The 13,336-nt window shown below is 71.7% G+C and carries 13 protein-coding genes; 11 read left to right on the forward strand and 2 right to left on the reverse strand.

Annotated features, from left to right (window positions below; genetic code table 11):
• The first annotated feature begins 15 nt into the window (after positions 1–15).
• The 7 genes from egtB to ABZS40_RS17415 all read left to right on the forward strand — a co-directional run bounded on the left by egtB (position 16) and on the right by ABZS40_RS17415 (position 4,889).
• Complete coding sequence (gene egtB, locus ABZS40_RS17385) at positions 16–1,353, forward strand: ergothioneine biosynthesis protein EgtB (RefSeq protein WP_354944341.1); 1,338 nt, start codon at positions 16–18, stop codon at positions 1,351–1,353.
• Between the two features lie 43 nt (positions 1,354–1,396).
• Positions 1,397–2,173 (forward strand): ergothioneine biosynthesis protein EgtC, encoded by a 777-nt coding sequence (gene egtC / locus ABZS40_RS17390; protein ID WP_354944261.1) that lies wholly within the window; start codon positions 1,397–1,399, stop codon positions 2,171–2,173.
• A gap of 20 nt (positions 2,174–2,193) precedes the next feature.
• Complete coding sequence (gene egtD, locus ABZS40_RS17395; protein ID WP_112673373.1) at positions 2,194–3,159, forward strand: L-histidine N(alpha)-methyltransferase; 966 nt, start codon at positions 2,194–2,196, stop codon at positions 3,157–3,159.
• Positions 3,160–3,377: 218 nt separating this feature from the next.
• Positions 3,378–3,965, forward strand: a complete 588-nt coding sequence (locus tag ABZS40_RS17400) for a TMEM165/GDT1 family protein (protein ID WP_354944262.1) — start codon at positions 3,378–3,380, stop codon at positions 3,963–3,965.
• A 39-nt stretch (positions 3,966–4,004) separates the two neighbouring features.
• Positions 4,005–4,367: a DUF1622 domain-containing protein gene (locus tag ABZS40_RS17405; RefSeq protein WP_354944263.1), complete on the forward strand. Its 363-nt coding sequence runs from the start codon at positions 4,005–4,007 to the stop codon at positions 4,365–4,367.
• Complete coding sequence (locus ABZS40_RS17410) at positions 4,364–4,687, forward strand: hypothetical protein (protein ID WP_354944264.1); 324 nt, start codon at positions 4,364–4,366, stop codon at positions 4,685–4,687. Before ABZS40_RS17405 ends, ABZS40_RS17410 begins: the two co-directional genes overlap by 4 nt.
• Before the next feature lie 4 nt (positions 4,688–4,691).
• Complete coding sequence (locus ABZS40_RS17415; RefSeq protein ID WP_354944265.1) at positions 4,692–4,889, forward strand: hypothetical protein; 198 nt, start codon at positions 4,692–4,694, stop codon at positions 4,887–4,889.
• Between the two features lie 102 nt (positions 4,890–4,991).
• Here ABZS40_RS17415 and nhaA read toward each other — a convergent pair whose 3' ends face one another.
• Positions 4,992–6,362, reverse strand: a complete 1,371-nt coding sequence (gene nhaA / locus ABZS40_RS17420) for a Na+/H+ antiporter NhaA (RefSeq protein ID WP_354944266.1) — start codon at positions 6,360–6,362, stop codon at positions 4,992–4,994.
• 325 nt (positions 6,363–6,687) lie between these two features.
• Here nhaA and ABZS40_RS17425 point away from each other — a divergent pair, with 325 nt between their 5' ends.
• Positions 6,688–8,151, forward strand: coding sequence for a polysaccharide biosynthesis tyrosine autokinase (locus ABZS40_RS17425; protein ID WP_354944267.1), 1,464 nt, complete (start codon positions 6,688–6,690; stop codon positions 8,149–8,151).
• Here ABZS40_RS17425 and ABZS40_RS17430 read toward each other — a convergent pair.
• Positions 8,132–8,686, reverse strand: a complete 555-nt coding sequence (locus tag ABZS40_RS17430; protein WP_354944268.1) for a low molecular weight phosphatase family protein — start codon at positions 8,684–8,686, stop codon at positions 8,132–8,134. The genes ABZS40_RS17425 and ABZS40_RS17430 overlap by 20 nt on opposite strands.
• Before the next feature lie 168 nt (positions 8,687–8,854).
• On the opposite strand from ABZS40_RS17430, the gene ABZS40_RS17435 reads away from it, so the two are divergent.
• The 3 genes from ABZS40_RS17435 to ABZS40_RS17445 all read left to right on the forward strand — a co-directional run bounded on the left by ABZS40_RS17435 (position 8,855) and on the right by ABZS40_RS17445 (position 12,627).
• Positions 8,855–10,102: a glycosyltransferase family 4 protein gene (locus tag ABZS40_RS17435; protein ID WP_354944269.1), complete on the forward strand. Its 1,248-nt coding sequence runs from the start codon at positions 8,855–8,857 to the stop codon at positions 10,100–10,102.
• A gap of 103 nt (positions 10,103–10,205) precedes the next feature.
• On the forward strand, positions 10,206–11,984 hold the full coding sequence (locus tag ABZS40_RS17440; RefSeq protein ID WP_354944270.1) for a DUF4012 domain-containing protein: 1,779 nt from the start codon (positions 10,206–10,208) through the stop codon (positions 11,982–11,984).
• A gap of 13 nt (positions 11,985–11,997) precedes the next feature.
• Positions 11,998–12,627 carry a hypothetical protein gene (locus ABZS40_RS17445; RefSeq protein WP_354944271.1) on the forward strand — a complete coding sequence of 210 codons (630 nt, stop codon included), beginning with the start codon at positions 11,998–12,000 and terminating at the stop codon, positions 12,625–12,627.
• Positions 12,628–13,336: the final 709 nt, after the last annotated feature.

The following is a 13,336-nucleotide window of genomic DNA, read 5'->3' on the forward strand; positions in this document are numbered from 1 at the left end:
AGGAGTGAGCCGGGGTTGCGAGCCTCGCAGGCGGGGCGGGTCGACGGGGAGCAGTTGCGCGACCGCATCGCCGTGGAGTTGGCGCGGGCCCGGGCCCGCACCGCGCTGCTGACCGAGGTGGTCGACGACGCGGACCTGACGCGCCAGCACTCACCGCTGATGTCGCCGCTGGTCTGGGACCTCGCCCATGTCGGTAACCAGGAGGAGCTCTGGTTGGTCCGGGATGTCGGGGGCCGCGAGCCGGTCCGGTGTGACATCGACGAGTTGTACGACGCGTTCAAGCAGCCGCGCCGGGACCGCCCGGCGCTGCCCCTGTTGCCGCCCGCGGAGGCGCGCGCCTACCTGGCGACCGTTCGGGACAAGGTGCACGACCTGCTCGACGCGGTGGCCTTCACCGAGCGGCCGCTGGTCGCCGACGGGTTCGCCTTCGGCATGATCGTGCAGCACGAGCAGCAGCACGACGAGACCATGCTCGCCACCCACCAGTTGCGCTCGGGGCCGGCGGTGTTGCACGCCCCGGCGCCGCCCGAGCCGTCGGTCCGGTTCGGCGCGGAGGTGCTGGTGCCGGCCGGCGAGTTCACCATGGGCACCGACACCGATCCGTGGGCGTTGGACAACGAACGTCCGGCGCACCGGGTCGACCTCCCGGCGTACGTCATCGACGCCGCCCCGGTGACCAACGGCCAGTACGCGGCCTTCATCGCCGACGGCGGCTACACCGATGAGCGCTGGTGGAGCCCGGCGGGCTGGGAGCACCGGGTTCGGGAGCAGCTCAGCGCGCCGATGCACTGGCGTCCGGACGGCGACGGTTGGTCGTACCGGCGCTTCGGTCAGTGGGCGCGGGTGCGTGCCGACGAACCGGTGGTGCACGTGTGCTGGTACGAGGCGCAGGCGTACGCGGCGTGGGCCGGCAAGCGGCTGCCGACCGAGGCGGAGTGGGAGAAGGCGGCCCGGTGGGATCCGACGACCGGGCGGTCGCGTCGGTACCCGTGGGGGGACGACGACCCGACCGAGGCGCACGCCAACCTCGACCAGCGCCATCTGCGGCCGGCGCCGGTGGGCGCGTACCCGGCCGGTGCCTCGCCGTTGGGTGTGCACCAGCTCATCGGCGACGTCTGGGAGTGGACCTCGACCGCGTTCGGCGGGCATCCGGGGTTCGCCGCGTTCCCCTACCGCGAATACTCGGAGGTCTTCTTCGGCGACGATCACCGGGTGCTGCGCGGTGGCTCGTTCGGCACCGACCGCTCTGCCTGCCGGGGCACCTTCCGTAACTGGGACTACCCGATCCGCCGGCAGATCTTCAGCGGTTTCCGCTGCGCCCGGGACGCGCGACCGGACGAGTCGTACCGGTGAGTCGCCGCACGACCGGCGGCCCGGCGGCGGGCCGGGGGCGCTGATGTGTCGCCACCTGGCCTACCTGGGGCCGCCGGTCACCCTTGCCGAGCTGTTGTTCGACCCTCCGCACTCGCTGGTGCGGCAGTCCTGGGCGCCCCGCGACATGCGCGGCGGCGGCACGATCAACGCCGACGGGTTCGGTGTCGGTTGGTACCCGGGCGAGGGTGAGCCGGTGCGGTACCGGCGGGCGCAGCCGATCTGGAGTGACCCGACCATCGCCCAACTGGCGGCGGTGACCCGCAGCGCGGCGGTGGTGGCGGCGGTGCGTTCGGCCACTGTCGGGATGGCGGTGCTCGACGGCGCGGCGGCGCCCTTCGCCGAGGGGCGGTGGCTGTTCAGCCACAACGGTCTGGTCCGCGGCTGGCCGGACACCGTGGTGCCGCTCGCCGCCGGTCTGCCGGTACGTGACCTGCTCACCCTGGACGCCACCACCGACTCGGCGCTGCTCTGGGCGCTGGTGCGGCATCGGTTGCGCGCTGGCGCCGACCCGGTCGAGGCGGTCGGGCGGACGGTGACCGACGTCGCCGCCGCCGCCCCCGGGTCGCGGCTCAACCTGCTGCTCTCCGACGGGCACCGGGTGGTGGCCAGCGTGGCGGGGCACGCGTTGTCGGTCCGCGAGACGCCGGGTTCGGTGCTGCTCGCCTCCGAGCCACACGACGACGATCCCGGGTGGCGCTCGGTGCCGGAGGGGCACCTCGTCGTCGCCACCGTGGGCGAGGTTCTGGTACGTCCACTGCCGGCCCCGGTGAGCCGCGCCGGGCAGGCACGCAACGGTTGATCGAACAGAGGAGCGAACCGATGACCGCGGAACCCCTGGAGATCTACCTCGAAGAGGGTGACCTGGAGCGTGGCCTGCGCGACGACGTCCGGGCGGGGCTGAGCGCCGGGCGGAAGTGGCTGCCGCCGAAGTGGTTCTACGACGCCCGGGGCAGCGAACTCTTCGAGGAGATCACCCGACTGCCCGAGTACTACCCGACCCGGGCCGAGCGGGCCGTCCTGGCCGCGCACGCACCCGACATCGCGGCGCTGACCGGGGCCAAGACGCTCATCGAGTTGGGCTCCGGTTCGTCGGAGAAGACCCGGCTGCTGTTGGACGCCTTCACCCGCCGGGGTGGGCTGGGCACGTTCGTCCCGCTCGACGTGTCGGTCAGTGCGCTGCGCGGGTCCACCGCCCAGATCGCTGCCGACTATCCCCGACTGCGGGTGCGGGGCATCGTGGGGGACTTCACCCGGCAACTGGACCGACTGCCCACCGGCGGCCGGCGGTTGGTGGTGTTCCTCGGCGGCACCATCGGCAACCTGTTGCCCGCCGAGCGGGCCGAGTTCCTGACGGCGATGCGCGCCGCGCTGGAGGTCGGCGACTGGTTGTTGCTCGGCACGGACCTGGTGAAGGACCCGTCGGTGATCGTGCCGGCCTACGACGACGCCGCCGGGGTCACCGCCGAGTTCAACCGCAACGTGCTGCACGTGATCAATCGGGAGTTGGGCGCCGATTTCGACCCGGCGGCGTTCGAGCACGTCGCCGTCTGGGATCCCGACCACGAGTGGATCGAGATGCGGTTGCGGGCGACCCGGCCGATGAGCGTGCGGGTGCTGGGGCTGACTGTCGATTTCGCGGCGGGGGAGGAGCTGCGTACCGAGGTCTCGGCGAAGTTCCACCGGGAGGGGATCGCCGCGGAGTTGGCCACGGCCGGCTTCGCCACCGCGGAGTTCTGGACCGACCCGGACGCGCTCTTCGGCGTGACGTTGGCGCGGGCCCGGTGAGAGCCTGTTCACCCGCCTCGGCCGGGCCGGGCGGTGATCCGATAGGCTGATCACGCGAAGGGGAGTAGCCCCCAATGTCGTGGTCGACATACTGGTGCGTTCCGCATCCGGCCACGCGGCCCCGGTTTTCCCGGGCGGGCGAGACCTTCGACTCAGGCTGTTGCAGCCGGGTCGAGGGCGCTCCTGTACCTCCTCCCGGCGTGAACGGGAAGGACGTCATGGAGGGATTTTTCGCCGCGCTGGTCGTCAGCTTCGGCGTCATCTTCGTCGCCGAGCTGGGGGACAAGTCCCAGCTGATGGCGCTGACCTTCGCCACGCGGTTCAAACCGATCCCGGTGCTGATCGGCATCACGGTCGCCACGGCGGTGGTGCACCTGGCGTCGGTCGCCATCGGCGTGGGTCTCGGGGCGGTGCTGCCGACCGAATGGATCTCCCTGGTGGCCGGTGTGGCGTTCCTCGGGTTCGGCGCGTGGACGCTCCGCGGGGACAAGCTCACCGAGGAGGAGAAGCGCAAGGCGGAGAAGACCAGCAAGACCGCGATCGTGGCGGTGTCGGTGGCATTCTTCCTCGCCGAGCTGGGCGACAAGACGATGCTCGCCACGATCACGCTCGCCACCAAGTACGGCTGGTTCGGCACCTGGCTCGGCTCCACGATCGGCATGGTGGCCGCGGACGCGTTGGCCATCCTGGTCGGCCGGATGCTCGGTCGGCGGCTGCCGGAGAGGACCATCAAGTACGGCGCCGCGATCCTCTTCGCCATCTCCGGTCTCTGGCTGATCCTGGAAGCGGTGAATGAGCTGACCTGAGCGCCGACTAGCCGCCCGGAGGGCGGGTAACGGCCCGGGGTGGAGCCCGCCGAGTTGTTGCGCCAGGGCGACCAGGTGCTGGTTGCCGTGGTGGAGGTGGCCGGCGCGCTGGTGATCTTTGTTGGCGCGGTGTGGGCGGCGGTGCGGTTCGTGGTCGAGGGGCTGCGATACCGCACCGCCGCCCGTTTCACGCCGATCCGGCTCTCGCTGGGCCGCTTTCTGACCCTCGGCCTGGAATTCCAGCTGGCGGCCGACGTGCTGCGCACTGCGGTGTCCCCGTCGTTCACGCAGATCGGCCAACTGGCTGCCATCGCGACGATTCGAACGGCGTTGAACTACTTCCTGGGCCGCGAGATCCGTCAGGAGCAGAGTCAGGTGGCCGAGGGGGAGCGCCGACCGTGACGGGTGCCCTGGTCACGGCGGTCACCGCCCTGGCGCTGGTCGCCGGGGTGCTCACCACGCTCACCGCCGGGGCGCTGCGCAGCGGCGTCCGGGTACTGCTGGACCTGCTCACCGCGGCCGGCCTGCTCCGGCTCGCCGGCGAGCCGGGTTGGAACGGCCTGGCCGGCGCGGTGGCGATCATCGCCCTGCGTCAGCTGCTCGGGGCGGCGCTCAGCCGCCCACCACCATGGTCCGGCCGACAATCCCCGGCGCGCTGCGCCGAGGACGATCACCACCTACCGTTGGCCTCGACAGGTGAAACGGGAAAAGCGGGAGGATGACCACATGAGCCGGCACGACGAACCGAACGAGTACGGCTTTGCCGGCGATGGCACCGCTCCTGAGCCGCCGCCCGGCGGGAAGCCCGACGAGCAGGATCGCGTCGAGGCGGTGGCGGTGCCGGGCGACGACCTCACCGCGCCGGCGGCCGAGGCGCTGGTCGAGGAGACCGAGGACCTGCCGCCCGCCGACCGTCGGCACTGAGCGCGAGCCCGCGCGGTTGGTGCGGCGGCACGGCACGACCGCGCACGGCGCGCGCGCCCCTCGCCGCGCCGCCCCTCGCCGCGCCGCGCCGCGCCGGCGCGTTCAGCGGGCGTCGGGGTGCTGGTAGACGTCGGGTACGCCGTCCCCGTCGGCGTCCAGCCGCTCCCGCTCCGCCACGCTTCGGTACGCCGCGTTGCGGCGGCTGAGCACTGTGGCGGCCAGCCCGGCGGAGATCACCGAGCCGACCAGCACTGCCGCCTTGACCCGGTTGTCGGCGGTGCTGCCCGCACCGAACGCCAGGTCGCCGATGAGCAGCGAGACGGTGAACCCGACGCCGGCCAGCAGGGCGATCCCGAGCAGGTCGGCCCAGGTGATGTCCTCGTCCAGCTCGGCGCGGGTGAACCGGGCCAGCAGGTACGTCGAGCCGAAGATGCCGATGCTCTTGCCGAACACCAGACCGGCGACGATGGCGATCACCATCGGGTCGCCCAGCAGGGCGCCCAGGTCGGTGCCGCGCAGCGTGACCCCGGCGGCGAAGAGGGCGAAGATCGGCACCGCGAAGCCGGCTGACACCGGCCGCCAGCGATGCTCCAGGCGGGCGGCGAGCCCGGCCTCGCCCGCCTCCGCGTCGGCGGTGGCCGGCTGGTCGCCGCCCACCTGTCGGCGGGCGAGCACCGGGACCGTGAAGCCGAGCAGGACACCGGCCACCGTGGCGTGCACACCCGAGGCGTGCATCAGTGTCCAGGCGGCGATCGCGAGGGGGATCAGCGCCCACCACCAGGTACGCCCTCGCTGCACCAGCACCGCGAAGAGCGCGATCGGCGCCAACGCGGCCAGCAGCGGAACGGGATGGAAGTCGGCGGTGTAGAAGATCGCGATGATGGTGATCGCGAAAAGGTCGTCGACCACCGCGAGGGTGAGCAGGAATGCGCGTAGGCCCTGGGGTAGATGTGAGCTGACCACCGCGAGCACGGCGAGCGCGAAAGCGATGTCGGTGGCGGTCGGAATGGCCCACCCGCGCAGGCCCTCCCCGCCCCCGCCCAGTACCACCGCCACGTAGATCAGCGCCGGCAGCAGCATCCCGCCGAGCGCGGCCGCCATCGGCAGCGCGGCCCGCCGCGGGTCGCGGAGGTCACCGGCGACGAACTCCCGTTTGAGCTCCAGGCCCACCACGAAGAAGAAGATGGCCAGCAGGCCGTCGGCCGCCCAGGTGGCCAGGTTCAGGTCGAGGTGCCAGGGCGCGCCGGGCCAGGGCACCACGTCGCCGAGCCGGGTGTACGAGTCGGACCACGGCGAGTTGGCCCAGATCAGCGCGATCAGAGCGCCGGACAGCAGCAGCGCGCCACCGACGGTCTCGGTGCGCAGCACGTCGGCCAGGTGCCGGGCCTGCGGCCAGGACGATCGGGAGAACAGCCGGATCTTCGGCGGACGCGGGCCGGGCGGTGGGGTGGGGGAGGTCAACTTCGGGTTCACCTACAGGAGTCGGGACGGCAGGAATCCACTCGCCGACCAGACTTCCCGGCACACCGCTGTCGACCCTATCCGGCGGCGCGGTCGGCGGCGACCGCTGGGCCGATCAGACGGCGTCCGACCGCCGTGGACTTTTTCTCCGTTGTCGCCGCTGCCGAATGGCTGTTTGTCGGGTTGGTCATGCGGGTGCACATCTCGCCACCGGAAAATAGGTAACTCCGGACATAAGCCGTATGAGCCGCTTTAATGGTTTCACGAGTTTAGAGACGACCTTGGGGGTTTTCGTGAAGTTCTTTGCCGTAACCGGACCGGCACGGGGGCGCTCCTGATGGACCTGCTCCGCCAATTGCGCCACGTGCGTCGGCACTGGTGGGTCGCGCTGGTCACGGTCATGGTGGCTCTCGGCGTCTCGGCGTTCCTGACCGTACGGGCGCAACCTCGGTACGTCGCCTCGGTGACCTTCTTCGTCACCACCCCCAGCACCGGCGTCACCGACGCCTACCAGGGCGGGCTCTTTCTTCAGCAGCGCGTCAAGTCGTACGCCGACCTGCTCAGCAGCGACCGGCTGGCGCAGAGCGTGGTGGCCGAAACTCCGGTTGGCCTCACCGCCGACGAGGTGCAGCGCCGGGTGAGCACCTCCACCGAGACCGGCACCGTCCTGCTGCGGGCGACGGTCACCGACACCGACCAGACCCGCGCGCTGCGGGTGACGGAGACCCTCGCCAAGAAGTTCGTCGAACTCGTCGAGAAGGTCGAGACGACGCCGGAGGGCAAGACGCCCATCAAGATTGAGATGGTCAGTGGCCCGCGGGTCAGCGCCAACCCCGTCTCCCCGCAGCCGGTCCGCAACCTCACCCTCGGTGGCCTGGTCGGCCTGATCCTCGGCGTCGGTCTGGCAATCCTGCGCGGCGTCGCCGACGTCCGACTGCGCGACGCCGCCGGCCTGCAACGCGCTACCGGCAGCCCGCTGCTCGGCGAGATTCCGTTCGAGGCCAACGCCCGCAGCGCCCCGCTGATCGTGGGCGACGCCGCGACCTCGGCGCGCGCCGAGGCGGTCCGCAAGCTGCGGACCAACCTGCGCTTCGTGGACGTCCACGAGCCGGCCCGGGTCATCGCGGTGACCAGCGCCCTTCAGGGCGAGGGCAAGACCACCCTCTCCTGCAACCTGGCCATCGCGTTGGCCGAGGCGGGCTGGCGGGTGCTGCTGGTCGACGCCGATCTGCGCCGCCCGAAGGTCGACGACTACCTGGGCCTGGACGCCGGCGTCGGCCTCACCGACGTGCTGGTCGGCGACGTGAAGGTGGGCGACGTCGTGCAGCGCTGGGGCGACAAGTCGCTGCTGGTGCTGCCCAGCGGTTCGGCCCCGCCGAACCCGAGCGAACTGCTCGGCTCCAAGGCCATGTCGGACCTGCTGCTGGCGCTGCGCGAGTCGGCGGACATCGTGATCATCGACACCGCGCCGCTGCTCGCGGTGACCGACGGCGTGGTGGTGGCAGTGCAGGCCGACGGCGCGCTGCTGGTGACCCAGCAGGGCCGTACCTCGCGGACCCAGGTCGCCGCGGCGGCCCGATCACTGCACTCGGTCTCGGTCCGGCTGCTCGGCTGTGTGCTGAACATGGCCAAGGTCGCCAAGGCCGAGGCGTACCAGTACGAGGCCTACCGCGTGGTCGCCTCGACGGCCGACGCGTCGGTGCCGGCCGACCGGGCCGCGTCCGGCCGGCACAGCGCGACCGCCGACGGGGTCAACGGCGTCCCCGACCACACCCAGGAACTCACCCGGCTGCCCCGATGAGCGTGGCGAGGGGTCGCAGCGACCGTTCGATCTCCTCGGCGCAGCGTCGGAAGTCGGCCGCGGTACCGCCGATGGGGTCCCGCAGGTCGTCCTCGTCCGGGGCGGCGGGTTGCAGCCGTCCCCGGGCCTGGGCGGCGGCGGCGATCGCCGCCCGCAACAGGTCGTCGGCCGAGTCGGCGGGCGGCTCGGCCGCCGCGGCCAGCCGGCCGAACTGGCGCAGCGTGAACGTCCGGTGCAGCGCTCCCGGCGCCAACGACGTGCAGACCGAGCGTTGGCGTCGGGTCGCGGTCAGCACGAGCGTCGCGTCGACCAGGTACTCGGGGCGCAACCCCCGGGTCCGGAACCCCGCCGGGTCCGCGCCGCTCTCGGTGGCGACCTCCAAGGCGTACGGGTGCATGGCCAGTCCATCGATCGCGTCGGTGCCGGCGCTGGCCACCTCGACGGGTCGGTCGGCCAGCAGCCGGCGGGCGAGGTACTCGGCCATCGGCGACCGGCACAGGTTGGCGTGGCAGACGAACAACACGCGATCAGCCATCGGTGCCCCTCTCATCGGTACGGACACGGGCGCTCGCACCGCGAGGGCGGTGCGTCGACGCCGGTGGCCGTGCGGGGAGGGGTTGTCGGCATCGTACGCGCGCCGCACGCCGGCCGGTCGTGGTGCCGCGCCGACCGCTGGCGATCCCTGCGGGACGGGGGCGTACCGATGAAGATCGGCATCCTGTCGTACCACTTTCCGCCCGAGCCGGCGTTCATCCCGGGGAGCCTCGCCGAGGAGTTGGCCGCGCGTGGGCACGAGGTACGGGTCCTCACCGGCTTTCCGGACTACCCCGGCGGGCACGTCTATCCCGGCTGGCGCCAGCGGTGGCACCACGAGACGCACAGCCAACGGCTGAGCGTCCGACGGGTGCCCCGGTACCCCGGGGGCGCCGCCTCCGTCGGCGGCCGGATGGCCAGCTACCTCTCCTTCGCCGGCAGCGCGGGGCTGGTCGCACGCCGGTTCCTCGGCGATGTGGACGCGCTCTACGTCTTCCAACTACCGGCGACGACGTTCGCCGCCGCCGGGGTGCTCCGGCTGCTCGGGCGGGTGCCGGCGGTGCTGCACGTGCAGGACGTCTGGGCCCGCGACGGCGCGGACGAGGGGGGTGAGGGGCGCTGGGCGGCGCGGATGGGCAGCACGATGACCCGGATCTACCGGACCGCGGCGCGAATCGCTGTCGCCGCGCCGTCGATGCGGGACCTGGTGGTCGCCGCCGGCGCTGACCCGGCCCGGGTTCGGCTGGTGCTGAACTGGACCGACGAGCGGATCTTCTACCCGGCGACACCCGGCGCGGCAGCCCGCCAGCTGGTCCGTCGCGACGGACGGTGCGTGGTGATGCACGCCGGGACCATCGGGGCGCGGCAGGGGCTGGAGACCGCTGTCCGGGCGGCCGCGGCGCTGGACCGGACGATGGATCTGGTCCTGGTCGGCTCGGGCACGGCGGAGCGGCGGGTGCGGGGGCTCGCCGCCGAGTTGGGCGCGGCGAACGTCCGCTTCCTGGAGCGGCGGTCGCCGGTCGACATGCCCGAGTTGTACGCCGCCGCCGACTACCAGCTGGTCATGTCGCGCGACCTTCCGGAGCTGCGCGGCACGGTGCCCGGCAAGCTCCAGGCCGCGCTCTCCTGCGCCGCGCCGGTGATCGCGTCGGCCGGCGGGGACACTGCCGAGCTGGTCGAACGGGTTCGGGCCGGGCTGTCCTGCCCGCCCGAGGACTGGGCGGCGTTGGCCGACCGGTTCTGGTTGGCCGCCACCATTCCGCCGCCCACCCGCACCGAGATGGGCCGCCGGGGCCGGGCCGCGTACCTGCGCGAGATGTCGCTGCCCGCCGGCGTTGACCAGATCGAACGGCTGTTGCACGAGGCGGCCGGACGGGTCGCAGAGCCCACCACGGAACCACGAAGAAAACTCGCTTAAAGGACGACAGACGCGATAACGGTACGAACGCACTTGGAACGTGCTAAGAACGTCAGGGAATCGACCTTCTGTCCGATTCCGCGAACGGGAGTGTGGTGTGACGGTGAGCGAACGACCGCTCCGGCGGCGGAGCCGGTCCCGGCGTCGTCGGCGGGCCCGACTGCGACGGGCCCTCCTTGGCGCCCTGGTGGTCGGCTCGCTGCTGTTGGCGACCGCCGGGTGGATCGGCTTCCGCGGCTGGCAGGCGCGCACTCACCTGCTCAATGCCGCTGGCCTGGCCCGAGAGCTGAGCGCCCAGATCGTCGGTGGGGACACCGACCGTGCCCTGCGGACGCTCGCCGCCCTGCAGGAGCAGGCCGGCGCGGCACGGGCGGCAACTGCCGATCCGAGTTGGCAGCTCGGACGTCGTACGCCGATCGCCGGCGACGACCTCGACGCCGTCGCGCAGATCGCCGTCGCGATCGACGAACTGGCCCGACACGCGTTCCCGACCCTGCTTCGCACGGACCTGACCAGCCTCGTGCCGACCGGCGGCCGGGTGGACCTCGCCCGACTCGCCGCCGTCTCCACGCAGCTGACCGAGGTCCACGAGTCGGTGCAACGTACCCGGCAGAACCTGGCGGCGGTGCCAGCCGACAGCCTGGTCAGCCAGATTCGGCAGGCGCTGAGCGACCTGCGCGACGAGATCGACCGGCTGGCCAGCCTCACCACGGCCGCCGACCAGGGGGCCCGCCTCCTTCCGCCGCTGCTCGGCGCGAACGGCCCCCGCCGCTACCTGCTCGTCTCGCAGAACCTCGCCGAGTTGCGCGCCACCGGCGGCATGTTCGGCGCGTACGCGATGATCGAGGCGGAGAACGGCAAGGTGAAGATGGGCAAGCAGGGCAGCAGTGCCTCGCTCGGCCGATTCATCCCGGCGGTGAAGGTGCCCGCCGAGACCCGGACCCTCTGGACGGACCTGCCCGGCATCTATCCCGCCGACGTCAACCTGTCGCCGCACTTCCCGACCGCCGCGACGCTGTACCGCGAGATGTTCCGACGCAAGACCGGCACCACTGTCGACGGTGTGCTGGCCGTTGATCCGGTGGTGCTGTCCTACCTGCTCAAGGCGACAGGCCCGGTGCTGGTGCCCGGCGGTGTCCCGCTCGCCAGCGAAAAGGTCGTGCAGACCCTGCTCAACGACAGCTACCAGCGCCTCGACGTCAAACAGCAGGACGACTTCTTCGCGGCGTCGGCTGCCTCGGTGTTCGACGCCTTCTTCAAGAAGAATGTCAACCCACGGGTGTTGTTGTCCGCATTTGACCGTGCTATCACCGAACGACGGATATTGTTCTGGAGTGCCCGACCTGAGGAACAGCGGACATTCGGCGAGAGCCGGATGGCCGGGACGCTTCCGGAACAGGACACCGTGCCGACCGTCGGCGTGTTCCTCAACGACGGCAGCGGCGCGAAGCTCGGCTACTACCTGCGGCCGACGGCGAACCTCACGGTCGGCGAATGCCGGTCGGACGGCCGCCGTGAGCTCCGGCTGCGGGTGACCCTGCGCTCAACGGCGCCGAAGTCCGGACTTAGCGAATCCGTGCTCGGCCTCGGCCTGGCTGGCGATCCGTACACCGCCCGCACGTTGGTGTCGATCTTCAGCCCGGCTGGTGGAGCGGTGCTAGAGGCCCGGCTGGATGGGGCCGAGACGGCGCTTGGCAGCGGCACCGAACGCCGCCGTCAGGTGGCGACAGCCAGCGTCGATATTGGCCCCGGCGTCGAGCGGGCGCTGGAGGTCACCGTGCTGACGGCCAAGACCGGCGTCGGACAGGCCGAGCTGTGGCTGACCCCCACCGCCAGCCCCTGGACCACCCAAGTTCATTCCGCACCAAGCTGTGATCAGTAGGAGGGAACCAATCATGCGGCTATCCCGCATCATCATGGCGCTCACGGTCGGCCTGGCCGTGGTGGCCGTGCCGACGGCAGCGGGGGCGGCACAGCCGCAGCCGACGCCCAGCGCGACCACCGACCCGCCGCAACCGCCGCCGTACCCGCCGACCGCCGCATCGCTGACCGTCAACCGGCCGACGATCTTCCTCGGCGAGACGGTGGTGCTGACCGGTACCAACTTCGGCCCGAACGAGACCGTCGACATCAACGTGACTGTCACTCCGCAGGCCGCTCCGGCCGGCGGTGCGGCTCCGGCTCGCCGCAGCGACGGCACCACAGTGGCCATGGCTCCGGTGGCCTACCAGGCGAGCGCGCCCCTGAACTTCACGGCGTACACCAATGGTCAGGGCCGCTTCACCAAGAACTACAAGCCCTCGGTGACGGGTCTGCTGACCTTCACCGCCACGGGCCGGGAGTCCGGCCGTACCGCCACGACCGAGCTGCGGGTGCTGCACAAGAAGCAGCCGCTGCCCGTCACGGGTGACAGCCTCGGCACGCCCATGAAGCTCGGTGGCGGCCTGGTCGGCGCCGGAGCGGTGATGCTGCTGCTGACCCTGGCCTGGCGTCGCCGCCAGCGCTTCGGTGGTGCGGCGCACTAATCCACACCACCGGGCTGCGCCCGGATCGCACTGAAGCTGGCGCCCGTCGGAACACTCCGACGGGCGCCAGCCTGTTCACCCTCCGTGCGCGCCGACCCTGCGTCCGTCTTGCGGGGTTTGTACGATCAGCCAACTCGTGATCGACTCGGGTTTCATGATGTCGGGGGGTCGCAGCGTCCGGGAGGCCCCGACTTCCGTGAACCCGAGTGGATCAGCCCAGTCTGGGGTGGGTGGGGCCGTGTTGGCGGGGCAATCCGGGCGGTTTGTCCGCTGAGGCGTCGACTGGGTGGTGACCGGGCGCACCCTCGGGCTGGAATCATGGCGGGGTCGGGGTCGTTACATATCCTGACGATCGCAGTACCACCGACCCCCGGCCCGACCCGCGGGGGCTGGTCGCGCAGGTTCGAATGCCAGCCTCCACCCGGTCGTCACAGTCCCCACGAACGAACGACCGCCTGGCACCGCCTCGATGAGGGCGCCGGCTGGATGGGCCGCCCCCGGAATGACCTCGGCCCCCGGGTCGTTGCAGTCCCCGCGAACGACCGCCTGGCACCGCGACGATGAGGGTGCCGGTAGGTGGGCCGCCCCCGGAATGACTCCGGCCCCCGGGTCGTTACATCTGGACCCCGGCGCCACGAGCCCCCTGCTCGCCAGGCCGCCGACCCGACGCCCGACAGGCGTCACCCCGCAAAGACTTTCCCCTTGCATG

The organism is Micromonospora sp. NPDC005324, from assembly GCF_040607155.1.
Lineage (GTDB): Bacteria > Actinomycetota > Actinomycetes > Mycobacteriales > Micromonosporaceae > Micromonospora > Micromonospora trifolii.